General features: G+C 39.8%; 21 protein-coding genes and 4 pseudogenes. 17 read left to right on the forward strand and 8 right to left on the reverse strand.

All coding sequences use genetic code 11. The features are described from left to right. Window positions 1–108: 108 nt before the first annotated feature. The 5 genes and pseudogenes from ACX27_RS20665 (at window position 109) to psbM (ending at window position 2,588) form a co-directional block, all read left to right on the forward strand. Window positions 109–781, forward strand: a pseudogene (locus ACX27_RS20665) (ExbD/TolR family protein). Between the two features lie 259 nt (window positions 782–1,040). Next, window positions 1,041–1,406, forward strand: coding sequence for a phage holin family protein (locus ACX27_RS20670; protein WP_062295233.1), 366 nt, complete (start codon window positions 1,041–1,043; stop codon window positions 1,404–1,406). Between the two features lie 227 nt (window positions 1,407–1,633). Further along, window positions 1,634–1,771 carry a photosystem II reaction center protein K gene (locus ACX27_RS20675; RefSeq protein ID WP_006195022.1) on the forward strand — a complete coding sequence of 46 codons (138 nt, stop codon included), beginning with the start codon at window positions 1,634–1,636 and terminating at the stop codon, window positions 1,769–1,771. A 280-nt stretch (window positions 1,772–2,051) separates the two neighbouring features. Beyond that, window positions 2,052–2,348: a 2Fe-2S iron-sulfur cluster-binding protein gene (locus tag ACX27_RS20680; protein ID WP_062295234.1), complete on the forward strand. Its 297-nt coding sequence runs from the start codon at window positions 2,052–2,054 to the stop codon at window positions 2,346–2,348. 123 nt (window positions 2,349–2,471) lie between these two features. Next, the gene (gene psbM / locus ACX27_RS31100; protein ID WP_015113622.1) at window positions 2,472–2,588 is read left to right on the forward strand and encodes a photosystem II reaction center protein PsbM; all 117 of its coding nucleotides are present in this window, start codon (window positions 2,472–2,474) and stop codon (window positions 2,586–2,588) included. Window positions 2,589–2,729: 141 nt separating this feature from the next. Here psbM and ACX27_RS20685 read toward each other — a convergent pair whose 3' ends face one another. Continuing rightward, the gene (locus ACX27_RS20685) at window positions 2,730–3,581 is read right to left on the reverse strand and encodes a universal stress protein (protein ID WP_062295235.1); all 852 of its coding nucleotides are present in this window, start codon (window positions 3,579–3,581) and stop codon (window positions 2,730–2,732) included. A gap of 548 nt (window positions 3,582–4,129) precedes the next feature. Here ACX27_RS20685 and ACX27_RS35810 point away from each other — a divergent pair. From ACX27_RS35810 to ACX27_RS20715, 6 genes and pseudogenes are all read left to right on the forward strand, one after another. Next, a pseudogene (locus tag ACX27_RS35810) lies at window positions 4,130–7,189 on the forward strand (CHAT domain-containing protein). 826 nt (window positions 7,190–8,015) lie between these two features. After that, window positions 8,016–9,056, forward strand: coding sequence for a phosphate ABC transporter substrate-binding protein PstS (gene pstS / locus ACX27_RS20695; RefSeq protein WP_062295236.1), 1,041 nt, complete (start codon window positions 8,016–8,018; stop codon window positions 9,054–9,056). A 238-nt stretch (window positions 9,057–9,294) separates the two neighbouring features. Then, window positions 9,295–10,290, forward strand: a complete 996-nt coding sequence (gene pstC, locus ACX27_RS20700) for a phosphate ABC transporter permease subunit PstC (protein WP_062295237.1) — start codon at window positions 9,295–9,297, stop codon at window positions 10,288–10,290. A gap of 9 nt (window positions 10,291–10,299) precedes the next feature. After that, a pseudogene (gene pstA, locus ACX27_RS20705) lies at window positions 10,300–11,175 on the forward strand (phosphate ABC transporter permease PstA); the annotation flags it as partial. A 36-nt stretch (window positions 11,176–11,211) separates the two neighbouring features. Then, window positions 11,212–11,991, forward strand: coding sequence for a phosphate ABC transporter ATP-binding protein PstB (gene pstB / locus ACX27_RS20710; protein WP_062298466.1), 780 nt, complete (start codon window positions 11,212–11,214; stop codon window positions 11,989–11,991). A gap of 120 nt (window positions 11,992–12,111) precedes the next feature. Beyond that, complete coding sequence (locus ACX27_RS20715) at window positions 12,112–12,327, forward strand: ribbon-helix-helix domain-containing protein (RefSeq protein WP_062295238.1); 216 nt, start codon at window positions 12,112–12,114, stop codon at window positions 12,325–12,327. A 195-nt stretch (window positions 12,328–12,522) separates the two neighbouring features. On the opposite strand, the gene ACX27_RS20720 is transcribed toward ACX27_RS20715, so the two are convergent. Both ACX27_RS20720 and ACX27_RS20725 read right to left on the reverse strand, forming a co-directional pair. Then, a complete protein-coding gene (locus ACX27_RS20720) occupies window positions 12,523–14,568 on the reverse strand; it encodes an FAD-dependent oxidoreductase (RefSeq protein ID WP_062295239.1) in 2,046 nt (681 codons plus the stop codon). A 261-nt stretch (window positions 14,569–14,829) separates the two neighbouring features. Then, window positions 14,830–15,873: an adenosine deaminase gene (locus tag ACX27_RS20725; protein ID WP_062295240.1), complete on the reverse strand. Its 1,044-nt coding sequence runs from the start codon at window positions 15,871–15,873 to the stop codon at window positions 14,830–14,832. 555 nt (window positions 15,874–16,428) lie between these two features. Between ACX27_RS20725 and ACX27_RS20730 the strand changes: the two genes are divergently transcribed. The 4 genes and pseudogenes from ACX27_RS20730 to ACX27_RS20745 all read left to right on the forward strand — a co-directional run bounded on the left by ACX27_RS20730 (window position 16,429) and on the right by ACX27_RS20745 (window position 20,666). Continuing rightward, a complete protein-coding gene (locus ACX27_RS20730; RefSeq protein WP_062295241.1) occupies window positions 16,429–17,772 on the forward strand; it encodes an adenylosuccinate synthase in 1,344 nt (447 codons plus the stop codon). A gap of 101 nt (window positions 17,773–17,873) precedes the next feature. After that, window positions 17,874–18,174 (forward strand): annotated as a pseudogene (rplY, locus tag ACX27_RS20735) (50S ribosomal protein L25). 357 nt (window positions 18,175–18,531) lie between these two features. Continuing rightward, window positions 18,532–20,082: a bifunctional aminoglycoside phosphotransferase/ATP-binding protein gene (locus ACX27_RS20740; RefSeq protein WP_062295242.1), complete on the forward strand. Its 1,551-nt coding sequence runs from the start codon at window positions 18,532–18,534 to the stop codon at window positions 20,080–20,082. Between the two features lie 89 nt (window positions 20,083–20,171). Further along, complete coding sequence (locus ACX27_RS20745) at window positions 20,172–20,666, forward strand: hypothetical protein (protein WP_062295243.1); 495 nt, start codon at window positions 20,172–20,174, stop codon at window positions 20,664–20,666. Window positions 20,667–20,842: 176 nt separating this feature from the next. On the opposite strand, the gene ACX27_RS35815 is transcribed toward ACX27_RS20745, so the two are convergent. From ACX27_RS35815 to ACX27_RS31880, 5 genes are all read right to left on the reverse strand, one after another. After that, a complete protein-coding gene (locus ACX27_RS35815; protein ID WP_418006326.1) occupies window positions 20,843–21,193 on the reverse strand; it encodes a response regulator in 351 nt (116 codons plus the stop codon). Then, window positions 21,190–22,461, reverse strand: a complete 1,272-nt coding sequence (locus tag ACX27_RS20750) for a sensor histidine kinase (RefSeq protein WP_418006328.1) — start codon at window positions 22,459–22,461, stop codon at window positions 21,190–21,192. The genes ACX27_RS35815 and ACX27_RS20750 overlap by 4 nt, the downstream gene beginning before the upstream one ends. 34 nt (window positions 22,462–22,495) lie before the next feature. Next, on the reverse strand, window positions 22,496–23,119 hold the full coding sequence (locus tag ACX27_RS20755) for a chemotaxis protein CheX (RefSeq protein ID WP_062295244.1): 624 nt from the start codon (window positions 23,117–23,119) through the stop codon (window positions 22,496–22,498). Window positions 23,120–23,126: 7 nt separating this feature from the next. Further along, window positions 23,127–23,492: a response regulator gene (locus ACX27_RS20760; protein ID WP_062295245.1), complete on the reverse strand. Its 366-nt coding sequence runs from the start codon at window positions 23,490–23,492 to the stop codon at window positions 23,127–23,129. A 215-nt stretch (window positions 23,493–23,707) separates the two neighbouring features. Continuing rightward, window positions 23,708–23,980, reverse strand: coding sequence for an IS1/IS1595 family N-terminal zinc-binding domain-containing protein (locus ACX27_RS31880; protein ID WP_144427494.1), 273 nt, complete (start codon window positions 23,978–23,980; stop codon window positions 23,708–23,710). A gap of 66 nt (window positions 23,981–24,046) precedes the next feature. Between ACX27_RS31880 and ACX27_RS20765 the strand changes: the two genes are divergently transcribed. After that, window positions 24,047–26,308, forward strand: coding sequence for a chemotaxis protein CheA (locus ACX27_RS20765; RefSeq protein WP_235526294.1), 2,262 nt, complete (start codon window positions 24,047–24,049; stop codon window positions 26,306–26,308). Next, entirely contained in the window at window positions 26,301–26,750 is a 450-nt protein-coding gene (locus tag ACX27_RS20770; protein ID WP_062295246.1) for a chemotaxis protein CheW, read from the forward strand. Before ACX27_RS20765 ends, ACX27_RS20770 begins: the two co-directional genes overlap by 8 nt. The last annotated feature ends 11 nt before the right edge of the window (window positions 26,751–26,761 follow it).

Here is a 26,761-nt window from a genome sequence, read left to right on the forward strand (position 1 = left end):
GCAGGGAGTAGAAGGCAGGGGGCAAGAGGCAATTTATTACTCAGCACTCAGCACTCAGCACTTTCAACTCAGTACTAACACTTTGCTATAACTAAAATTTATCAGACGATGAAAGTTAATCTGCATACTCCAGTTGAAGAAGTACAAATTCAAATCATTCCTTTAATTGATGTTGTTTTTTGTATTTTGACGTTTTTTTTTGTTAGCAGCATTACAATTTACTCGCCAACAAGCTATTAATGTTGATTTGCCCAAAGCTTCTACAGGTACGGCTGCGATCGCTGGACAAACAGGTAGTCAAATTGTGACTATTGATGCTGTAGGCAATACTTACATTGAAAAACAACCTGTAAAACGCGAGGAATTAGCACAGAGACTCAGGCAATATCTCGAACAAAATCCTGATGGAATTTTGGTATTAAATGCTTCTCGTACTACGACTTATAATGATGTGGTGGAAACGCTAGATTTATTACGACAAATAGGAGGCGATCGCGTTTCTTTAGGCATTATTCCAGGGCCTAGCCAACCTTCCACCACTCAACCTAATCAACTACCAGAATCCTATTTCCCCAATAATCCTGGCGTGCCGCCTGCACCAATTCCAGAAACCAATCCCCAGGGAAATTTTAATCCCAATATCCTAACTAACCCTAACCAAATACCTCCTAATTATGGACAGCCTTCCTCTGGAGAAGGCGTAGTTCCGGCTGTACCAAATGCACCAGCAACCCAAGTACCAGTAGCACCAGGAAATACTAATAATTCTGCTCCAAACTGATAAATTTGAGCAGAATGTTCCCACTCAAAATGCAGTGATGGAAGATAAAGCAAAAATCCTTCTTTATCTTCCATTTTGAATCGTAAATTCTGACTCGTGACTTCTCTTCTTGCCCAAACCTAAAGATATAAAAAATAAATTATCGATATAGAAAAATATCTGGTAATTTACAAGTAATTGGCAAAGCTTCAAAAAGTCTGAAATCGGTTGCTTAAATAAGCGATCGCCAATCGCCATTCGCGTTTCAAGGGTTGTGGCAATGAATGCAATTGTAACGCTTTTTATTGTTTGGGTAGTAACATCTATCAGCCTGCTGATTATTAGTAAACTCCCCCTGGGGGTTGAAGTTGACTCACCCAAAAAAGCCTTTATTTCAGCAGCAGTTCTCGGTATTGTTACGGCGATCATCAGACCGATTTTACGCCTAATCTTTGCAGTACCAAATTTTCTCACATTTGATTTATTATCCGGCATCTTCACTTTTATGATTGCCGTTGTTTGTTTTAGTATTGCTGCTTGGTTAGTAGAGGGCTTCCGGTTACGTTTCGGTATCTGGAGTGCTGTGTTAGGCGCGTTAGCCCTCACCTTCATCAACAGCTTGATCTACAAATTACTCGGTGTCTGATATCTCCGAGGTTAGGGGTGACAGGTGACAGGTGACAGGTAACAGGTGAAGATAAATATTTTTTTAACTAGTCTCTAGTCTCTTCTTCCTAGTCCTTAGCCCCTTCTTTGCTAGTCCCTCATCACTTTTTTTTCAAAGCGGCGAATAACTAATTCTCAGTGGCTAAACCATGTTAAGATACATCTCAATTATGAAAGCTGTGTTGGATAGAGTGGATAAAAACAAACATGGAAGCAGCACTATTATTAGCTAAACTGCCCGAAGCTTACCAAATTTTCGATCCTCTGGTAGACGTTCTTCCAGTAATTCCTGTTTTCTTCTTGTTACTGGCTTTCGTGTGGCAAGCAGCTGTCGGATTTAGGTAAGTTAAGTAAATTTTTCATTAATGGGACAGGCAAAATACCTGTCCTATTTTTTTTTGACAATATGTTTTTGCTAAAAATTGATATTTCTTAATTATTTGTTACAAGTAACTAGAAGTTAAGTAATATAGTTGATACAGACTAATTTAAACTTATGCCAATTGGAAAAAAGATTGCGATCGCATGGATTGATAGAACCTAGACATAGACTGCAATTCTTAATCCAAAATGGTATTAGCCTTTTTAGCCAAGCATTTTACAGTCAACAAGGAATTAAATATTTATGGGTAACATTAAATTTGTTAAAGAAAACAAAGAAGTCATAGCTGCAAATGGCGCTAACTTGCGGCTAAAAGCTGTAGAAAACGGCATTGATTTGTACACACTTTTCGGCAAAATGACCAACTGCGGCGGTTACGGTCAGTGTGGTACTTGTGTTGTAGAGATAGTAGAAGGTTTAGAAAATCTTTCGCCGCGTACCGAGGTAGAAAAGCGCAAATTTAAGAAAAAACCAGATAATTACCGCCTCGCCTGTCAAGCTTTAGTACATGGCCCTGTGAGTGTAGTAACAAAACCTTAACCCTTAAAGCTTACTTGCCAGCAGCATTGGTGGCATAAGAAGTAAAAAAAATAAGGCTAACACTGGCATCGATGATGCTATTCTAAAGTTGTTGACTGGAAAATATAGAGAGGCTTCTTTGCCATGCAAGTTAATGACTTAGGGTTCGTAGCGAGCATTCTGTTCGTACTAGTTCCCTCTGTGTTTTTATTAATTCTGTACATCCAAACAGCCAGCCGCGAAGGTAAAAAAGATAGTTAATAGTTTGTGCATAATATAAAAAACCCCTACACCATTGGTGCGGGGGTTTTTATTTATCAACCGCTAAATTTTGATTAGAGCGAGCTGAGTACTGAGTTAAAAATACTTTTTCTCATCTCCAGCATCTAGCCTCTTGTAATTTTATGCACTGGTTCTTGCCAACAATACTGGACAAGTAGCGTTGACTCGAACATAATCAGACAAAGAAGCACCAATGAGTCTGTCTATATCGACAAAGCTCTTAGCTACTGATGGACGACGATCTGGAGAACCGAGTAGAAGTAAGTCTACACTCAATTCTTCGGCGAGACGACAAATTTCTTCACCGGGTTTACCGCTACTGGTGTAGCAGCGAGTTTGGACACCATATTTTTGAGCTTCGGCGTAAGCTGCGCCAAAAACGGGATTTTTTTCGGGGATAACTTCAGTAACTTCTGAGGTTTTGCCGCGCAAATCAGTATTAATATGAGTCAAAATTAATTGGCTACCAGGAATACCTTGCAGCAAGAATAAAGCTAAACTTAAACAATGTTTGGCTGCATCAGAATTGTCTAATGCTACCATGATGCGCTTAATTCTTTTGACATAAATGTCATCTTTCACCAACAACATGGGACGAGAAGACAATTGAAAAACGTACTGACTGACAGAGTTTGCCAAAATTGACTGCAAACGCTTGAGTCCGCGTGAACCCATGATGATTAAGTCAGCATCAATTTCATCGGCTACCTGACAAACTACGTCTTTGGGTTCACCTTGCCGTAAAATCGAAGAAACTTGGCTAGGATCTAAGTTCAAAGACTGAATAGCGTTGGCAAGAATTTTACCCCCTTCTTCCCATTTATTTGTCATTGCAGAAGCAGTACTTTGGGGAGGTACAACGTGCAGAACTGTTACTTTGGCACGTTGAATTGATGGTACTTCTTTCAAGGTTTTGAGCATTTCTTCTGCATGACCTAAGCCCGAAACCGCTAACAAAATTTTTTCTATCATTGCTTAATTCTGACTTGTAAATAGTGCTTTAGTGTTTGCTATTCAGGAATTGGCTCAGTTGATTTACCAACTATTGGCTCAATAACCTAGCTTGTTTACGCAGGATTACCTGTTGTAGGAAATGTTAATTATTTCTGCCTAACTATCTGACTGAGTATTTTAGAGCAAATCAAGTTGAAATCACTAGCATATTGCAGATGAAATACATGAAATTAACTAGAAAGATTGAGCTTGATTGCTACCTATTACCTAGTCTCTTTACTAGGCTTCAATAATTAAGCTTACTCTTAATTTAGCTTAGTCAAGTTTATAAAATATGATGTTATTTATTATTTTTAATCTATATTAACTTTTATTCATTAGAAGCAAGTTAAGTATTGCAAAGAAGTCTGAGAAAATTATGGCAATTATACCATTGTTTGTGGGAGCAATCGCCTGCTTTAAAAAAAAGTTAGCTTTAGCAAATATTTAAGTTTTCAATTATAACTTTAGTTTCGTTTATGGGAACAATAAACTATAACTATTTAACTGCCTAAAAAACTGTGCTTATGCAATTTTCTCCAATACTTGCTACTATCCTGCTGACTGTCTCATCACCAACTTTAGCCTTGTATTATTTCTCACCAAGTCTTGCTCAAGCGCCAACCCCCACTGCGGAAGAACGTATCACCGAAGCCATTATGTTAAATAATCAAGGTGAAGGACTAGTTTATAAGGATTTAGTGGGTTTAGCTGATTTACAAGCCGGGTTAGAACTCTTTCAACAGTCCTTAGCAATATTTAAACAGTATGGCGCAAAGGCTGGGGAAGCCAATAGCTTGGTAAATATTGGCTACGTTTATTTGCGTAAAGGAGAGTATGCTAAAGCACTAGATTTTTTGCAGTCAGCTTTAGATATCCGTCGTAAACTCCGCGACAAAGAGAATGAATGGATACCATTATCTTATATTGCCGAAGTCTATCTGAATCTCGGAGATTATCAAAAAGCCCTCGATTTTTATCAACCAGCTTTAAAAGTTCTCCAAGAACTAAAAGCGGCAAATTCTCAAGGTTATAATTACACAACTAGCGAAACTATTTTATTAGCAGATATTGGCTCAGTTTACTTCCGGACTGGCAAATATTCTCAAGCTTTAGACTTTTATCAACAAAGTTTGACAATTCAAAAAGCTAAGGGTGATAAAAGTGGTACTGCTCAAACTTTAAACAACATTGGTGTTGTTTATCTTAACTTGGGTAACTATGCTCAAGCCTTAGATTCTTATCAGCAAGGATTAAAAGATTTACAAGAATGCTGTTCTAATTTTTATGGTACACAAGCAGCGATTTTCAATAATATTTCCGGTGCATATTTTAGCTTAGGTCAGTATCAAAAATCCTTGGAGTTTGCAGAAAAGTCTACAAATATTTATAAAAAACTTGGCACTGGGGAATATAAAAGTACAGATGAGCAAGCAATCAAGTTATTGTATAATGCCCTTGGTCAAAACGCTCAAGCTCTGCAACAAGTTACCAACCGCGCTAATGTAGGCGATGCGTTTGGCAAAGATTCATTTCAATTTCAAGGTGCAGCGTTAAATCTAAATAATATTGGGCAGATTTATTTTTAGCTTGGGTAAGTATGACGAAGCACTCAAGTTATATCAGCAAGCTTTAGATATATACAAGCAAAATAACTATAAATTAGGTGTTGCAGTTGCACTAAATAATATTGGGCGTGTTTACCAAAACTTAGGCAACTATAACCAAGCTATAGAATTTAATCAGCAAGCCTTAGCTAATTATCGGGAAGTTGGCGATCGCACTGGCGAAGGCGTAACAATTAGTAACTTAGGGCAAGTTTATCAAAAACAAAATCAATACGATAAAGCTTTGGGGTTATATCAGCAAGCTGTCGCTATTCATCGAGAAGTGGAAGATAAAATTAGTGAAGCTGCGACATTGAAGTTTTTAGGGGATGTTCTAGCAGCCCAAAATCAACCACCACTAGCGATCGCATTTTACAAGCAATCGGTTAACTTAACAGAAACGATTCGCCAAAATTTGCGAGTTGTGCCTACTGATGTACAGAAATCTTACACCGAAACTGTCTCAGAAAGATATCGCCGTCTAGCTGACTTATTATTGCAGCAAAATCGTCCAGCCGAAGCGCAACAAGTTTTAGATTTGCTGAAGATTCAAGAGGTTAGTGATTATATTGGCAATCGCGGTGCTAGTAAGCCAAAAGTCACAAATCGCAATACTCAACGGGGAAGTTCTGCAACGGTAGCAGTGACACCAGAAAAATTACCGTTGAAACCACAAGAAGAGCAAATCTCTCAGAAGTATAGCGCCATTCAAGATCAAGCGATCGCTCTGGGTAAAGAACTCACCGCCCTGCGAAAAATTCCCCCCCAAACCAGAACCGCAACTCAAGAAAAACGCCTCGCTGAATTAGTGAAACTAGAACAAACCACCAACGCCGAATTTAACAAGTTATTAAAAGTCCCTCGGTTGTGGCGTTAGTACAACAATTATCAGCCACATCAGGACAGGAAAATTTAAACTTACGTCAACTCAATTCTTTAAGAGATAACTTACGCCAGTTAAATCAAAAAGCTGTTTTGTTATATCCTTTAGTTTTAGATGACAGATTAGAGTTAGTTATTGTCTCGGCTGATGCGCCACCCATTCACCGTACTGTACCAGTCAAAGCCGCAGAATTAAACCAGACAATTAATGAATTCCGAGAAGCAATTCTTGTTCCTTACAAAAATAGTAAAACACCAGCCAACAAATTATATAATTGGCTGATTAAACCTATAGAAAATGACTTAAAACAAGCCGAAGCTAAAACTATAATTTATGCTCCTGATGGTAAGCTGAGATATGTACCGTTAGCCGCATTATATGATGGGCAGAATTGGTTAGTGCAGAAGTTTGTAATTAATAATATTACTTCTGCTAGTTTGACTAAATTAGTGAATCAACCGCCAACACCAAGTAATGCTTTAGCTGCGGCTTTTACTAAAGGCGAGTATACAGTAGCAGTTGGTCAACGCCAAGAAATGTTTAGTGGGTTAGAATTTGCTAAAGCCGAAGTTGAAAACGTAGCTAAAATTCTGCCTGGTAGCAAAGTTATCTTAGATAAAGATTTTAATCCTAATGCAACAGTTCCCCAAATGAATGATTACAAAATTGTACATTTAGCGACGCATGGTAAGTTGGTAAATGGTTCACCAGAAGATTCATTTATTGTGTTTGGTGATGGCGAACACGCGACTTTACGGGATATTGAAAATTGGTCTTTGTCGAATGTTGATTTAGTAGTATTGAGTGCTTGTCAAACTGGTTTAGGCGAAAAATCAGCGAATGGACAAGAAATTCTCGGTTTAGGATATCAGATCCAATTAGCTGGTGCGAAAGCCACAATGGCTTCATTATGGGCAGTATCTGATGGCGGAACACAAGCTTTAATGAATGAGTTTTATGCAGCGTTGAAAGCTGGGAAATTTACTAAAGCGGAGGCGTTGCAAAAGGCGCAAATTGCTTTATTGACAGATAAGAATAGTGAGTTTAATCATCCTTATTATTGGTCAGCTTTTATTTTAATTGGGAATGGGTTGTAGATGATGAAAGTGAGAAAATAAGCATTTTATGTTTTGCGCCTAGACGCAGTAGCGGCCTCTCATTCGCGCAGCGTCTCTGTCAGGAGAAAAATAGGCGTAAAGGCGCAGACATGAATCTGTTAACAGTAACAAATAATTAGTTAATGTACATGAAAATCATAAATTTCATCTCACTAATCAGCATTTCAGCCTTACCTTAACTGAACTGGATATAACCAAAATTTAATCTGATTAAAACCAATCATTAACCTCTCAATTTTCTTGAACGGTTATTTTTACTAAAAATACTAAATTTATCACTTATTTCATATCAGCATGATTTCAACTGCTTAAAATGTGCTGAACTAACCAAAAAACCAAAGTCAATAGTCGGTCAGTGTTTATTTATGAGAGATAAATAAACTGGTGTACCTATAAAGAAATTTGTAACTTCCTCATTTGAAATTAGGTTACTCATGTTGAAAGATTACAAAATAATGTAGCAATCATAAATTTTTCTTGAAAAATTATGTATTAGCTCATTTACTTTAATTGGTAAAATTAATAACCAGTTTTATTTAATTTGTCTTGAAGATTATTTTACATTCTAATCGTTTAATAACGTAATTTTTGCCTATCTAGTAAGTAAAGCTTTATGTTTAATTTGTTCATCTTTACATCTTGTAAAACATGATTAATTGCGACTTTCAAAAGTAGTATTTAATCGTGTTTTTAATCATATTTAATCTATTGTTTACCATTTATTAAACTAATTTAAATAGTTAAATAATACACATTTATATACACCTGCAAGTTAAGTCAAAATCTTGCCAAAATACGGAGAAATATGACCTTTTCGACCACCACTTTGTACCGAGCGTTTACTACTTCAGTCGTAGCATCTGCTGTGGCCTTGAGTCCTATTTTGTCAGCAGTTGCTCAGGCTGAAACTCTCAATGGTGCAGGCGCAACTTTTCCGGCTCCACTTTACGAAAGATATGCTCGTGAAGTGAGAAAGAAGCATCCAGAATTAAAAATTAACTACCAAGGAATTGGTAGTAGTGCCGGGATTCGTCAAATCACTGCGGGTACTGTTGACTTTGGTGGTAGTGATGCAGCTATGACAGATGCACAAATCGCCCAAGTCAACAGAGGTGTGATATTAGTACCCACAGCAGGCGGCGCAGTTTCTGTTGTTTACAATTTGCCTGGTGTCAGCAACCTTAAATTATCTCGTGCTACATTACCAGCTATTTTTTCTGGTCAAATCACCAACTGGAGTGACGCTAAAATCAAAGCTGATAATCCTGGTGTAAATTTACCCAATCAACCGATTAAATTTGTAGTGCGTGCTGATGGTAGTGGTACAACTTTTATTTTCACTAACCACTTGAGTAATATTAATGGTTATTTCAAAGGTAGAGTTGGTACAAGCACCGCGCCTAAGTGGACTTTACCAAATGTCCTCAAAGGTAAAGGCAACCCAGGTGTAGCTGGCTTAGTAGCGCGTACTCCTGGTTCTATTGGTTATGTAGAATATGCCTTCGCTACCAAAAACAACCTCAAATCAGCACAAATACAAAACAAAGCAGGCGAATTTGTTTCTCCTTCTTTACAAACTGCTAACGCAGCTTTATCGTCTGTGAGATTCCCTGATAACTATCGTGTGTTTGTTGGTGATCCAACACAAGGTTATCCAATTGTTGGTCTTACTTGGATGATGGTTTATAAACAGTATCCTACAGCTGCAAAAGCTGACGCTATTAAGAAGTGGATTAATTGGGTACTAAAAGATGGTCAACAATATAATGATGACCTCAACTACACCAGAATTCCATCTGATGTTACCAATCGAGTATTACAAACAGTGAATAGTTCAGTGAAGTAGACACATAATCTGTTGTGTTACCTAACTAATTTTTTGAATATGAATAGGGTGGATAGTATTTCACTCTATTCATAATTAATAATAAAAGCATATAAACCCCTCAAATTGGATACCTGGAATATACAAACAAAGCCTGCACTTCGACAAGCTCAGTGACCACCTTCGTAGGTGAATTATATGGATTCGGCATCATTTAAAAATATCAAGTTAATTAAAAAAATATTTAGCTATTTAATTTATGAATAACTCATCAGAATCAAATAGTAACCAGTCATTTTTAAATTTAAGTAATGAAGATTTAGGATTAACAGCTACAAGTGGTGCAAATTTCTGGTTAGATAAAGGCTTTACGTGGTTAACATATTTTTTTGCCACGATTACAGTTGCCATATTGTTTTTGATGAGTTGGGTAATTTATAAAGAGGCTAAACCAGCAATTGAGCAGTTTGGCATTGGATTTTTATGGAGTCAAGATTGGGATACAGGTAATCATGTTTTTGGGGCATTACCTTATATTTATGGAACTTTAGTGAGTAGTGCGATCGCAATTTTATTTGCTATCCCAATCGGCATTGCAATTGCAATAGTCACTAGCGAAAATTTCTTACCTATATCTATTAGAAGTACATTGGCATTCATTGTAGAATTAATTGCCGCAATTCCCAGTGTAATTGTTGGCTTATGGGGAATTTTTGTGTTTATTCCCATTTTAGAACCGTTACAAAAATGGTTAGCCAGTTATTTTAATTGGATACCAATATTTAACTCGGTAGATCCTATCGGCACAAATATGTTAACCGCAGGTATTGTGTTAGCTATTATGATTTTACCGACAATGGCTGCTATTAGCCGTGATGTTTTACTCGCCATTCCCAAAGAATTACGCAGCGCCTCAATGGCTTTGGGTAGCACACGTTGGGAAACAATTTTTCGGGTGTTATTACCCGCAGGATTTTCTGGTATTGTCAGTGCAGCAATGCTGGCTTTAGGTAGAGCCTTGGGTGAAACAATGGCTGTAACTCTTGTAATTGGTAACTCATCTCAAATCAGTGCTTCCTTACTTGATCCAGCCTACACAATTCCCTCAATACTAGCCAATGAATTTGCAGAAGCGGAACCAGGATTACATATTGGATCTTTGAGTTATTTAGGGTTAGTTTTGTTTGGGTTGACTTTAATTGTAAATATTGGTGCTAGGTTATTGGTGCGGTTTTTTGGTCAAAAAAGTAAATAATTGAATAATATGAATAATTATCAAAACTCGCAAATAGATGAATCTTTATTAGCAAAAGAATTATATGCTCCATTGCCAACAAGTAGACAATTATTTACCTATAGCATGAATGCGATCGCCTTTGCATTCACAGGTTTAGCATTGATTCCTTTAATATCAATTTTATGGGAAATTCTCAAACGTGGTCTTTCTAGTTTAAGACCAGAAATGTTTGTCAAATCAGTGATTGATTATGGATTGGGTAATGCTATTACAGGCACGATTACAGTAGTAATAATTGGCTCAATATTAAGCTTGCCAATTGGGATATTAACAGGGATATTTTTAGCGGAATTTAGTCAAGTTAACCCAGCGTCACAATTTGTTCGCTTCATCACCACAATTTTGACTGGTGTACCTTCAATTATTGTTGGTATTTTTGCCTATGGTGTAATTGTGTTAGTCACGAAAGGATTTAGCGCAGTTGCAGGTGGCTTTGCTTTAGCTGTGTTGATGTTACCTATAATTATTCTCACAACAGAAGAAGCTTTAAAATTAGTTCCTAAAGACCAACGCCTTGCTTCTGCTGCTTTGGGTGGTACGCGGTTTCAGACAACATTTCGCATTGTAATAACTGCCGCTTTACCTGCAATTACTACAGGTATTTTACTAGCGATCGCCCGCGCCGCAGGTGAAACAGCACCCCTAATTTTCACAGCATTATTTAGTTTAGATTGGTCTCCAGGATTGCTAAGTCCAACAGCTTCATTACCCGTATTAATTTTTAACCTGTATAACGACCCAGATCCAGAAAAAAATCAATTGGTTTGGACTACTGCTATCGTCTTACTTGGCTTAGTTATTTGTGTAAGTTTGATTTCGCGCTTAATCACAAGTAAGAAAAAAAATTTAGTTAAAAACTCTTTCGTGATTCTAATAAACATGAATAATCTCAATCCCGCCATCAAAGTTAAAAACCTCAGCTTTTATTACAATACTTCTAAAGCAATTGAAGGCATATCAATAGATATTTATCAAAATCAAGTAACGGCAATTATTGGCCCTAGTGGTTGTGGTAAGTCCACTTTTATCAAAACTCTAAATCGGATTAGTGAATTAGAAGGGCTAGTCAAAGTAGAAGGAAGAGTAGAATTATTTGGTCAAAATATTTACGACCCAAAAATTAACGTCAACCGCCTGCGTCGTCAAATTGGGATGGTATTTCAAAAACCCAATCCCTTTCCGATTAGTATTTATGAAAATGTTGCTTATGGAGTCAGAATAGCAGGTAGGCGATCGCAAACAGAAGTAGATGAAATTGTCGAGACAGCCTTAAAAGGTGCAGCTTTGTGGGACGAGGTAAAAGATAAACTACATAAATCTGCGTTAGGACTTTCTGGGGGTCAACAACAACGACTTTGTATAGCCCGTGCTTTAGCCATTAAACCCAAAGTACTGTTAATGGATGAACCTTGTTCAGCCCTTGACCCAATAGCAACGATGAAAGTTGAAGAATTAATTCACAGTCTGCGTTCAGAATTAACAATTGCCATTGTTACCCATAACATGCAGCAAGCAGCCCGTGTCTCTGATTTTACAGCTTTCTTCAGCACCGACGAAAGCCGAATTGGTCAAATGGTGGAATTTGGTGTCACAAATCAAATATTTTATAACCCCATCGATGCACGTACCCATGACTATGTTTCAGGGCGTTTTGGTTAATTCTTTAGCTGCCATTTTATAATGCGATCGCACTTGCTCATGTTCTTCTGGTTTCAGAAATCAAATCAAATTCCTATACTATATTAGTAGGAATTATTTTTACTACTATTTGGTAGGAAGATGAAAGTCGAAAAACTATCTATTTCTTTACCACTGAATTTAGTGGAGTTTATCGAGAATTACAAGCTGAATAAAGGATGTAAATCTCGTTCTCAGGTAATTGAACAAGCATTAGAATTGCTGCGAAATCAAGAACTAGAAGAAGCTTACCGCCAAGCATCTGCTGAAGTTGATAGTGCTTGGGATGTAACAATAGCAGATGGTTTAACAATTTAAAAGCAGAAATGATGATATAGCATTTACTAATCTACTGAGGTACAGACTTATCTATTTTCATCTGCGTTCATCCGCGTCCATCTGCGGTTAATTTTAATTATTTTTTCCTGTACTTCACTGAGTCGATAACCGCTATAAATCAGGACTGAGAATGAACACAACACATTTCTCATTCCCAATCCCTTACGCTATTAACTATCGCCAATCTTCCCAGTTTTGATTAAAAATGGAAGTATCAGGGAAAGCGGTAGGATTGCCGTTTTTCTCTAATAAACTTTTTAAGGCTTGCAGTTGCGGTTCTGCTTTGGGCAAATCATCTACTAGTTGATAAGGTGCAACATTATTTTTTAAAGCAAAAGCAGCCACAGTTCCCGCCGCCGCACCAGAAGACCATTCAAAGGAATGTACGCGATATGCAGCCGCAGCAATATGGCTGGTAGCAATACTTTTACCACCAACGATTAAATTATCAATTTTTTGGGGAATCATCGCCCGCAGTGCAATTTGAAACGGATAAGCCTGTCCCGCGCCGCGCCTTTCTCCCGGACGTTCTTTATTTCCTGGGGCTTCTGGCGGACTTTGAACCATGCAAGGATGAAAGTCGATAGCGTAGTGACCAATACCCACCGCATCAGGATAAATTGTGGAACGGCTACGGCGTAAAGCTTTATCTGGTGAGACTTGACCAGTAATCACAGATGCAGCCTCTAAACCTGCGAGTGTTGCTTTTAACTGACGATAGGTATCCGCAGATAAGGTTTTGCGATAGTACTCATCGTTGTAGTTGCGCCGAGAAATATCAACTTCCCAAATCGTGAAGCCTTCCGGTTGTCCCCAACTAGGACGACCAATTATTCGCCTACCTTCTCGCATATAGGGATATTTTGATAAACCATGCACCGTACCCATTGGGGAATTTAAGCCAGACAGAAATCTATTATTAGTTTGCTGTTGTTTCACACCCTTACCTAACTGGGAATCTGTAGTGCCAGCTACTAGCCAGTAATAATAAGAAAGAGCGTTTTCTTCGCCTCTGCGGAGAGTTTCTGTCCGCAGTCCCCCCATCCAGCCGCCTGGTTTTAACTGGCCTGTAGCTTGCAGTTGCTGGCGAGTGTAAATCAAGTTATCTTTGGCTGTTCCTGGACGGTAATCGTTACCCCAAGTCCAGTTTTGCATCGAAATATCCCCTGGTGTGGGTGCAGTGAATTTCACGCCGTTAAATTGTGTAGGTTGTCCGGGATTTGGATGCCGTATCCGGCGGTAGGTGAAAACTAAGCCAAAGTCTGCTAATCTTTTTAATTCATAGCTAAAATATGGTGAATACTGTAAATAAAATGGGGGCATGATTTGGGGTTGCGGTTCTTTAGTAGCCTCCATTGCAAAGGTATAAGTAAAACCTTGGGTACAGTAAGGATCATTGCTGGTGCTAGAAGAAGATGGTTCGAGGAAAGAACGCGCATCAATACCCAAACGATAGGGAACATCAGCTAAGGCGATGATTTCGCCAGTTTCGCTGGTATCGACAACATACCACTTAGGAGAATTGCTGGTGGTTGACTTTTTGGGAACCTTGGGAACAAAGCGGATAATTTTTTTGCTCAATCGCGATGAATTTTGGTAGCGATAGGCATCTTCAATAGTTTGAGATAAGGTAAAAGTGTTGAGAGGTGGTGCGCCTTTGGCTGGTTGATGTTGAATAGCGATCGCACCTTCAATGATTTTCCGATTCTGACTAATATTTAATTCCTTAATCACCGTGTTGGGAAACCATTCCAACTTACCCTTACCCTTTTTTTCTGCATCCTTGAGCATTTGCGTCATAATGATGTGTGCATCACGAGGCAGAAAGCAAGAATCACTTACCCAGCACTCACCAGGGTTAAGTTTGCCGTAATAGCGTTGAATCCGGTTGCGTAATTCAGTATACCCGCGAGAATAGAATTGGCGATCGCGTTGGGTTGGTCGTTCATCTAACGCAGATGTCCCCTGAGAAGAAATTTGTCCCCCTAACCAGTCGGTAATTTCTGTTAAACATACTGTTCGTCCTGCTAGTAACCCCTCGTAAGCCGTGGCTACCCCAGACAGTCCGCCACCTACTACTAACATCTCGCAGTTGACTGTTTTATCTGGGGTTCTTGGTGATGCAGCAACAATAGTAGACTCAGGTAACAAATATGTGGAAACTAAGCTAACACTGAAGAGTAATGCTTGAAAACCAGCTACTTTGTGTCTGCGCTTCATGATGAGAAAACTTTTTCTACTCCTTTGCCAACTTGTAGACGGTACCATTTCGGAAATGTTCACCACAAGTCACTAAAGAGGTAGAGGACAAGGGGCAGGGTGCGGGGTGCAAGGGGGAAGAATCAGGTTTTTGACGTTCTGCCCCAAAAACATTGATTTAGGGTATATGGGTGTAAGGGCTTCGCAGTCAGCTTCTCGAACTCACTGTGAAAGCCTACCCCTTACAGTCTCCCTTGCCCCCTGCACCCCTGCCTCTGTTGACTAATCCTTCATCGCCATTACCTTGGGAGTTTCTGGCTGTAGTAAGCCGTTTAACAGCGATGCTGGACGATGGGTATAAGGCCAAGCAAAGGCGTGGCGAAAAGCCGCTTCTTGGCAAGCTTGTAGCTGTGCAAAGCCAATAATGTCGTAAGTCAAGAGATTTTCATATTCAAATGGCAAACGGACATTGTGTAACCCAGCATTATCTGTACAAATTGCAATATCTACCCCAGCCTCAAAACAACGGTCAAAAACTAATTTGAGTTGGCGGATATCCTGTAAAGTGCCTGTTTTAATGTATGTGGTTGGGCAAACTTCCAAACACTGTCCGCGTCTGGCAATTTCCGGCAGTAACTCTGGATACAATAACGGAATTTGGATACCGTGACCAATGCGTTTGAGATAAGGTAAAAGTTCTGGGTAACAACCAGCAGTGGTTTCGTAAAGGTGTCCGGTAGTGTTAACACCTTGCGATCGCGCATAATCATACAAACTAATCCATTCTTGCAGGCGATCGGCGTAATAGCTATCACCCCCAGCCACATCTATCCCACAAACATATTGTCTGTTCTCCACAGCCAAATCAATAATCGCCTTATTTACCTCAAACGGCAGGCGCGAGTGCATACACAGAATTTGACTCGTCACAATCGGACATTCTTGAATATGACTAGCCTTACCCACCACATCCACAATTTCTGCCATTTTGTCAATTCTTTTTGATTGACTCAGATGTTCTGGTGTTCGTAGATATGGGGTATAGCGCAGTTCCAGATAAGCCAAATTTTCAAATATATAAGCACCCCGCACCAAGCGATAAATAAAGTAAGGCAAAGTCTCTACTGTTTGCACACTTTCTACTAAAGTATGCAATTCCAAATATTCATCTAAGGTGTTACGAGGTCTGGTATAAAAATCCTCAAACTCTCCGTAGTTAGGAAAGCGAGAAATTAATTCTGTAGAATGTCGCTCAAAATATCGCCATAAAACGCGCGGTACAACAGAACCACCCAAATGTCTGTGTAATTCAGCATGTAAAGCCATAGTAATTTATTTAGAAAATTTCATTAATGGTAACAAAAACATTAAGAAGAAAAACATATACTGAGAGTAAGATTTTGTAAAGGTACGGTTAACTACCAGAATTTCGGCGGAAATTGCGAATTTTAATAGTTAATAATCAGGAGAACAACGCTCAGAATCTGATTTGATTTTTGCAGAAGCTCCGTACATATCAATTAAGACTTCAGTTACTAAAAATTAGAATTAAGAAATAATTAAGTGTGATTGCGTTCACCACTTTGGCTGTTAATTGCAACTAGAGAACTCGGAGAGCAAAATCTTGAATGATTTACAATCATATATCTCCCTTGCCTCACTGATATCTCTCAATTGGTATCTCAAATAGGATTGCGATCGCTATCTACTTTCTTTGACACAAAAAACAAGTATAAACTCATACAAATTATTATTTTTTGACGAGATTTTATTAGCAACCAGCCACAACCCCCAAAGTTTGTTCCTTAGATAACTTGACATATTCGGTTATATATGTATAGAATAGCGATTTGTGGAAACTTTACCTCATAATATAAACGCTTGGCTAACGTCATTGTCATAGGTGCTCAGTGGGGCGACGAAGGGAAGGGTAAAATCACCGACTTACTCAGCCGTTCCGCAGATGTAGTGGTACGTTACCAAGGGGGTGTCAATGCTGGGCATACAATCGTAGCTCAGAACCAAACTTTTAAACTCCACCTGATTCCCTCTGGTATTTTGTATCCAGATACCGAGTGCATCATTGGCTGTGGGACAGTCATTGATCCACAGGTTTTGATTGCAGAACTCGACCAACTAGAAAAACTCAATATCTCCACTGCCAAACTGTTGATATCTGAGACAGCTCATGTCACGATGCCATACCATCGGTTGATTGACAAGGCATCAGAAGAACGGCGGGGAAGCCATAAAATCGGCACAACAGGTCGAGGAATTGGCCCAACTTATGCTGATAAATCAGAGCGTACAGGCATCAGAGTTTTAGATTTGATGGACTCCGAAGGTCTGCGCGACCAGTTAGAGTGGACAATCAATTATAAAAATGTCATTTTAGAAAAACTTTACAACCTGCCACCACTAGACCCGAAAAAAGTCATTGACGAGTATTTAGGTTATGCAGATCGCCTGCGTCCTTACGTGATTGACACATCGTTGAAAATATACGATGCCATTCTGCGAAGACGCAACATCTTGTTTGAAGGAGCGCAAGGCACACTCCTAGACTTAGATCATGGCACTTATCCTTATGTTACCTCCTCTAACCCTGTAGCGGGTGGAGCTTGCGTAGGTACAGGATTAGGGCCGACAATGATAGACCGGGTAATTGGTGTATCCAAAGCCTATACCACCCGCGTGGGAGAAGGGCCGTTCCCCACAGAACTACAAGGAGAGTTAGGCGAACATTTGTGCGATCGCGGTGCGGAATTCGGCACAACCACCGGACGTAAGCGGCGCTGTGGCTGGTTTGATGCCGTAATTGGTCGCTATGCCGTGCGGATTAACGGGATGGATTGTATGGCCATTACCAAACTTGATGTGCTTGACGAACTAGCGGAAATTCAAGTTTGCGTCGCCTATGAAATTGATGGCGAACGCTGCGAACATTTCCCCACCAGCGCCCGCCAGTTTGCCCGTTGTCGCCCCATCTACAAAACCTTACCAGGATGGCAGCAGTCTACAAGTGACTGCCGTACCTTAGAAGACTTGCCACAGCAAGCCCTAGACTACCTAAAATTCTTAGCAGAATTAATGGAAGTCCCAATTGCGATCGTCTCTTTAGGCGCAAGTCGCGATCAAACCATAATTGTAGAAGACCCCATTCACGGCCCCAAACGTGCATTACTACACGCTGACGGCACACCTGCCTCCTTGCTGAGTGCATAGTATTTAGTCATTCGTCATTGGTCATTCTTCATTCTTCTAAATGACAAACGACAAATGACAAAGGACAAACGACAAATGACAAATGACAAAGGACAAACAACATGACTGTGACAGTTGAATCTCAAAAGCGCCCAGAAGGCAGTAAACCAAATGCTTTGCGTCGTTCTGGTTTAATCCCCGCAAATTTATACGGACACAACGGTTCCGAATCTATTTCTTTAGTAGTTGATGCCAAAGAGGTTGAGCGCCTGCTTAAAAAAAGCGGCTGTGAACAAAACAGAAATTGAACTCAACATTCCTGATCTGCAATGGACTGGTAAAACAGTTTTAAAAGAAGTTCAAGTCCATCCAGCAAAGGGTACACCCTACCACTTGAGTTTTTATGCTGGTGCGAAACGCTAGAACAATTGCATTATTTGTTTTTCTAGATAGTTTAACTGTGAAATAATTGCTGATGATGCCAGGGGTAAAACCCTGGTTTTTTGTTAAGCCAGCAGAAAAAGTCTGAAGTATGAAATTAAGAAAGCCATATTGCGCTTAGGACTTACGCAAGAATTCTCTCAAACTCTTATAACTTCGTGTCCTTAGCGTCCTTTGCGGTTAGTTTTTTCATAATTTTGCGTAAGTCCTGACTCTGTTGGCGATTTGTAATTGTTGCTTGATTTCACCAGTAGCATACTAGTATTTTTATTCAGCATGGAAAAACTCATAAACATAAAAATCTTATTTTCCTAGCCTCTAACCTCTAACAACAAAAATATGACAGACGTAACTCTTCCACCTTTAATTCAGCAGATGTTACAGCCTGAATTTTATCCGCACCCTGTAACAGAACCAATTCGACTCAGCCAAACCCACGTTTCTTATGTGCTGTTAACAGGAGATTATGCCTATAAGCTGAAAAAACCAGTGAATTTTGGGTTTTTGGATTTTTCGACTTTGGAGAAACGGCAGCATTTTTGTCAGGAAGAATTGCGACTCAATCAACGGGGAGCAGCTCAATTATATTTGGAAGTTTTACCCATCACCCAAGAAGGCGAAAAATATCATTTAGGCGGCACAGGTGAGCCTGTCGAGTATGCACTCAAAATGCGCGAGTTTCCCCAAGAGACACTATTAAGTAACTTGTTTGCCCAAGGCAAGTTAAATGAGGCGCATTTAGAAGAATTGGGTCGGGTTGTGGCGCAGTATCATGCTAAAACCGAGACAAATGATTATATTCGCAGTTTTGGCGAAGTTCCGCAAATACGGGCGGCGTTTGATGAAAATTACGAGCAAACTGAAAAATATATCGGCGGCCCCCAGAAACAACAGCAGTTTGATGACAGCAAAGCTTATACCGATAAATTTTTTGCCGAAAGACAAGAATTATTTCACAAAAGAATGCAAAATCACCGCATTCGAGAATGTCATGGCGACTTACACCTGCGGAATATTTGTCTGTGGCAAGATCAAATTCTCTTATTTGATTGCATAGAGTTTAACGAACCGTTTCGCTTTGTCGATGTTATGTTCGATATTGCTTATGCAGTGATGGATTTAGAAGCGCAAGCACGTCCAGACTTGAGTAATGCTTATTTAAATACCTATTTAGAGCAGACTGGCGATTGGGAAGGCTTAGAGGTATTACCAATATATTTAAACCGACAGTCTTATGTCCGGGCGAAAGTCACGTCATTTTTATTAGATGATCCTGGTGTTCCAGCAGAAGTTAAACAAGAAGCAGCACAAACCGCAGCCAAATATTACAAGCTGGCTTGGGAATATACTCAACCCAAACAAGGAAGGCTAATTTTAATGTCGGGCTTGTCGGGTTCAGGGAAGAGTACAACTGCAAAATATTTGGCGCGACAATTGAATGCAATTCACATTCGCTCTGATGCGGTACGGAAGCATTTGGGCGGCATTGCTTTGTCGGAACGGGGTGGTGATGATTTGTATACGCCGGAAATGACCCAAAAAACTTATGCACGGTTGTTAAACTTGGGAACTATACTAGCTAATCAAGGTTTCACAGTGATTTTAGATGCTAAGTATGACCGACAACAACAGCGACAAGCAGCGATTTCCCAAGCGCAACAGTACCAATTGCCATTGCAAATTGTTCACTGTACAGCGCCTGTAGAAGTCATTAGAGAACGTCTCATTCATCGTACTGGTGATATTGCTGATGCTACGGTAGATTTATTAGCATCACAACTTCAACAAGTGGAAACTTTTAGTGCAGCAGAAACACCTTACGTTCATACTTGGGATACAACTCAAGCAAACGAGGCACAATTAAAAATTCTGCGCGAGAAAAGGGTTTAAAGGGCAAGGGGGTAAAAGGTATTTGTAAAAATTTTCTCCCTACCCCTACACCCCTTCTACCCCTATACCTTGACACCCTTAGTAAACTCATGGCGAAAAATAACAACTTATTTAATTTCACCCCTGACTTTATTTCTCAATTAATCTTTGGGTCATTTTTAACGTTCATCTTGATATTGACGGGTTCTCCTACTTCTCTGAGTATTTTCTTGGGCATTCTGGGTGGATTTAGCTTGGGCTGGCTGACCAATGCCAGTAAAACTAGTCCCCAAGCGCCAACCATAGCCTCTTCTGATGGTATTGATGCTGGGTTGAAATATTGGTTATTGTTTCTGCTGGGCTTTGTTTGGTTGGGCTATTCAGCACCAATGAGTATTTTGCTGGGGGGAATAGGTGCTATTGGTGGCGGTTGGATTATTGCTTGGTGGGGCAGCAAAGAAGAAACGAGAACTCAACTACCAGTGGAAACTTTAATCGAGGGAGATGAAATACCAGGTGAAAGATCCACTAAACAGCAAAAAAGAAGACCAACTCGCCGCTTCCGTCGGGCTAGAGGGATTAATTTAAGATTTTGGCAGAGGTAATGCGATGAGGACTTACTCAGAAAACAAAAAATTACGGTTTTATAGCAGGGTGTAGGGGTATGAGGGTATACTTCGACTGCGCTCAGTAACCAGGGTGTAGGTATTCAAAACCCTTACACCCTTACACCCTCACACCCTTATACCCAGTCTGAACAGACAACCTTGGTTGATAAATTTTACTTATGAACGAGTCCAGCAATGGCTGTGATTAATTTGGCAGGATCGGCGGGTTTAGCTATGTGCAGTTGAAATCCGGCTGCGAAGACTAGTCGTTGTGTTGTCTCGGCAGCGTAAGCAGTGAGGGCGATCGCAGGAATTGTACCACCTTGATCAGCCGGAAGCGATCGCACTTTGCGAATCAAAGCATAGCCATCAACATCTGGCATCCCCAAATCACTTAAGATTAAATCTGGGGGCGACTGTGCGATGGCTTCCCAGGCCGTATGGGCAGATGCAGCTGTGGTGACAATGGCTCCTTGCTGTTCCAAAAAAAAATGCCATAAATTCCCTTGTATCCAGATCATCATCCACGATTAACAGCTTGATGCCTTCGAGGGGCTGAGAAATCAGAGAAAAGGGATAGGAATTGCCCACTAATTTTTTTTTCGGCTATGACTAATTCTTGATTTAATGGCTGGGCTGGTAAACAAACTGTAAATGTTGCGCCTTGTCCTTCACCTGGACTTTCAGCCCAAACTCTGCCACCATGTAATTCAACTAATTGGCGAACAATTGCCAAGCCTAGCCCTAGTCCACCTGATCTGCGAGTAATGCTGCTATCTGCTTGACGAAAATATTCAAATACGTAAGGTAAAAATTCTCCACTAATACCTTTACCTGTATCCTGAACTTGGATTTGGGCTTGGGAACCAACTTGGGTTAAGTAAACATTAACTTGGCCGCCATCTGGGGTAAATTTAACGGCGTTAGATAACAAATTCCAAACAATTTGTTGCAGACGGCCACTATCACCTTTTACCTGTCCAATATTGGCATCAAGATGCAGTTGAATTTGGATTGATTTGGCTTCTGCGGCCAAATGCACTGTTTCTAAGGCTGCTTTAATGGTCGAAGCGAGGTTAACATTTTCTAGATTCAGTGATAATTTACCACGCAGAATCCGAGAGATATCTAATAAATCATCAATTAATTGCACCTGTAACTCGGCGTTGCGTTCTATTGTTTCTAAGGCGCGAAGACTGGCGGCTTCGTTGAGGGTGCGTTTGCGTAGTAGCTTTGCCCAACCCAAAATCGGATTTAGGGGCGATCGCAGTTCATGAGAAACTATAGCCAGAAATTCATCTTTAATGCGGTTAGCTGATTCGGCGGCTTCTTTGGCTTGCTGACGTTCTGCGGCTAAGGCTAAAGCTTGATCTCGTAAGTGCTTGTATTCTTGGACTCTAAAAGTTAAATCAGTCACATCTTGAATTGAAAACAGTGCATAAAACCCATTACCCTCTAATGCAGGTACAGCCGTTACGGTTGTGTGTTGAATGCGGTATTTATCTTGCGGTAAGCGTACAGGAATCACATATTTGTGCAATTGTGAAGAAAAAATTGTCGGCGGCCCACCTTCAAAAATTTGCTTTAGGCGGATAGCATAACGAGGTTGATGCAAATGGGGAAAATAATCATCAATTGAGTTGCCTAAAATCTGATATCTGGGGATTTTTGTCCATTCTTCTAAAGCACAGTTCCAAAATAAAACGGTGTGTTCCGAATCTAATACAAAAGTTCCCAACGGAATTTGGTCTAACAAGCTATATTTTTCTTGGGCTTGCTCAATTCTGTTCATCTGTTCACACTGTTTTTATTTGGTGCTGTTCAACCTAATAAGAATTATCCGCCAAGAGGGTTATTTCTTCATCAATCACATGGATTAACGCATCAAATGTTCCCACTTCAAAAATTAAAATAATATCACCAATCAGTTCTAATTGTGCAATTACAAACCGTGCTTGCGCTAGTAAAATTTTAGTCGCCTCACTCGTATTAGCTGGTAATAATAAATTATCAATTTTATCCTCTAAATATACAGGCAAAGTATAATTCATGTGTTGCTTTAACACATTACTAATAGAACCCATAACACCATTAATGACAATATTACCAATTTCGGTGAGGGTACCAATTTTTACTGCATCTAAATCATCAGAGCCTGGCTCTTCCCCAGTCAAAACTGACACTAATGCTGAAGCACTTTCCGTAGGAAAAATTAATCCCGCAGTGCCATCAAATGAGCCTGTAAAGCTTAGTTTGACTGATGCTAAACTCGCCTCATGAAATCGGCTATTTAATTCTTCATAAGCTGCCGTTGCTGTTAAAATTTTTACAAAAGGAATTTCTAATTGAATGTGGGAATCCACCATTTCATTTAGTAAACTGGCGGCTCGACCAACTCCAATATTGATTAATTCTTGTAAAGCATCTAGTTGATCTGCTGTCACATTCATGGCATATCTATTCCTTGGTGTTAATAGCTTGCTGTACTGCTGCGCGTAATTCTTGTTCTTTGGGTGGTTTATTGATAAAGTTAATTGCACCTAAACTATAGCTTTGATTCCGGGCGCTTTCTTGAATATCTGCGGAAATAATAATTGTGGGAATGTTTAAGCCTTCATTTTGTAAAGCCTGGAGAAATTCAAACCCATTCATATCTGGCATTAGTAAATCAGCTAACACACAACTAGGCTGATATTGATGAACTATTTCTAATCCTTCACGTCCATTGCTGGCTTCTAATATTTCATACCCATCAACTTGCAAAAACTTCCGAATCATCCTGCGAGAAAAAGCCGCATCATCAATAATTAACACTAAGCTCATCAGCCTGTTCCTGAAAAATTTATTTGCTTATATTTCTTCATTTTAGATTTGTGATTTTGCCTAGCAATCTGGTTAAATAAAATGCAGACTTTTGCAATTATTTTTAATTTTTATATAAGTTAATTTTATATTTTTTCAACAAAATCAACATATCCATAAAAGACATATAGTGCTGAAACTATAATGCTACTTAGAGGATAGTTTTGTCAAATTTGTTAGGTTTTAGAAACATGATCTATGCTTGACTGAGCTTGCCGTAACCAGTTTAAAACCGTTGTGTGGTGAATCTCTGTGACGCGTTCAATTTCCCGGAGGCTCATCCCCTTGAAATACATTTTTAAGCAAAGTTGCTTGATATCATTTGAATAGCTCCAAGAATGGTAAGATTCGAGAAACTGACGACCACAATGTTTACACTTGTAGCATTGTCTGTTTTTACGACGACCATTTTTAGCTGTTTGAGTTGAATGACAACGAGGACATTGCATTGCTCACACTTTAATGATTATGGGTCATCATTATACTTTCAGCATTATCTACTAAGGGCATCTCTCTTGAGAAATATCTCTGTTGATTTTAAAAATATTAAAATTAAAACAAAAGATAGAAATTTATGGCTGACAAATCCAATGGAGTTAACAGAAATTGACAATGATGACATAGAAGCATTTCTTGTGGAAAGCAATGAAAGTTTGTCGCAAATTGAAAGGGACATCATTGAGTTAGAGAAAGCATCTGTCAATCGAGCAGCGTTAGATAGAATTTATCGCTCACTCCATACACTGAAAGGAAACTGTGGTTTTTTGCCTTTTCCCAAGCTAGAATCACTAGCTCATGCAGGAGAAAGTTTAATTTCTTGTTTGCGTGATAGTGCCAAGCCATCATTGGAGAACAATAGCGATCGCAACGTTGCAGTTACACCACAAATTATTACTGCCTTACTCCAAACCGTAGACAGCATCCGTCAGCTGCTATCGCAAATTCAAACAACCAAGCAAGAAGGCGATGCAGATTATTCTACACTTATTTGTGCTTTAACGAAACTACAAGAAAACCAGCAGGTAATTGCGGTATTATCATCATCGCCAACCCAGCCCAGTGAAGTGGAAGAAAGTGCCATCACCGGATCAGAATCAGCTTATATTCGCGTGAATGTGAGTTTGCTAGATCAACTAATGAACTTAGTCGGGGAACTGGTTTTAACCCGTAACCAAGTCATAGATTTATCCCAGAGATATAAAGATAGTAACTTGAGGGCAACTTGCCAGCGCCTGAATTTAATTACTAGCCAATTGCAGGAAGAAGTGATGAAAACTCGCCTGCAACCTATCAGTACAATTTGGCAAAAATTCCCTAGGGTAATTAGAGATTTAGCGATCGCATACGGTAAACAAGTAACTGTCGAAATTCAAGGAGCCGATACAGAAGTTGATAAAAGTATTATTGAAGCGATTAAAGACCCCTTAACGCATTTAGTCCGCAACTGTATTGATCATGGCATAGAATCACCAACTCATCGCCATACTGCGGGTAAGTCAACCACAGGTAATATATATTTGAAAGCTTGTTATGAAAACAGCAAAGTCAACATTGAAATTAGCGATGATGGACGCGGTTTATCGCCAGCAGAACTGAAAATGCGGGCGCAGCAACTAGGGCTAGTTACCCCTACACAGGTGGAGATAATGAGTGATGCAGCAGCCATCAATTTAATTTTCTTACCAGGCTTTTCCACCGCCGCACAGGTAACCAACCTTTCTGGGCGCGGTATGGGGATGGATATTGTCAAAAGTAATATTGAGAAAATTAATGGCACTATTGAAATAGAGAGTCAGCCGGGACAAGGAACCAAATTTCAACTCAAAATTCCCCTGACATTAACAATTATTCCAGCATTAATTGTTAAAAGTCATGGCGATCGCTACGCCATCCCCCAAGCCAGCCTGCAAGAATTAGTACGCTTAGAACCAGAGCAAGCACACCAACAAATTGAAACATTTTACGACGTACCAGTATATCCCCTGCGGGGAAATCTCATCCCCTTAGTTAACCTCAATCAAGTCCTACACCCATCAAACCCTCCCCACTCAGCACTCAGCACTCAGCACTCAGCACTAGTCCTAGTAGTTATCCAAGCCGACAACTACCAATTTGGACTAATTGTAGACGCAGTGGAAGACATACAAGATATTGTAGTCAAACCTTTAGGGAAGCAATTGCAAGCTTTATCTGTGTTTATGGGTGCGACAATTATGGGCGATGGCAGAGTAGCATTAATTATCGATGCAGTAAATTTGGCAAAACAGGCTGGACTTTATGAAAAACACCAGCTATTGTCCAGTCATTCTGATGCACACATCCCCACAGAACCAGAGGAACGCCAGTTAATTTTACTATTTCAAGGGCCGCAAGGCGCACACATGGGAATTCCCGTGGCGATCGCTTTTCGGTTAGAAGAAATTCCCGCTACTGCGATTGAAAAAGTGGGTAATCAAGATGTAGTGCAGACTGCTGGCAGAATTTTACCTGTAATTGACCTGCAAAGAATCTTCCCCAGTCAGCAGCCAAACCCTAATAAGGAAACCGAAACACTGCAATTAGTGATTGTTTCGCCCAAAGTCGGATTAAGTGTGGGCTTAGTTGTGGAGCGTATTCTTGATATTGTAGAAGAACCACTGACAATTAAAGGTATGCCTAGTAGACCAGGGGTTTTATTTTGTGCTGTGATTCAAGGGCAAATCACAGAAATATTAGATATTGAGGCTGTGATTAACATGGTTAACCCCTACTTGTTGCAAGTGAGCGATCGTGGCTGAACAACAACTCTGCACTTTTTGGTTAAATAAAACTTACTTTGGCATTGATGTGCGCCATGTTCAAGAAGTGATTCGTCCCCAAGCCATAACTCCTGTACCTTTAACACCACCAGATATTTGTGGGTTAATTAACTTGCGTGGGCAAATAATCACTGTCATCGACTTGCAGCAACGATTAGATATGGGTGAACCTGCTAGGCGGAACATCCAACCAGAAGAACCGCAGGGGTTTAATATCGTTGTATGTTCTGATCATGAAGTAGTGAGTTTACTAGTTGATGATGTTGGCGATGTCTTAGAGTTTCCCGAAAACACCTTTCAACCCCCACCCGCCACCTTAAAAGGTAGAATGCGTGACATACTGGCGGGAGCTTACCCACTGGCAGAAGGGTTTTTATTTGTTATTGATACTGAAAAAATACTCAACGTTAAAGTAATTTAGGAGCTATTGGC

This window comes from Nostoc piscinale CENA21, from assembly GCF_001298445.1.
Classification (GTDB): domain Bacteria; phylum Cyanobacteriota; class Cyanobacteriia; order Cyanobacteriales; family Nostocaceae; genus Nostoc_B; species Nostoc_B piscinale_A.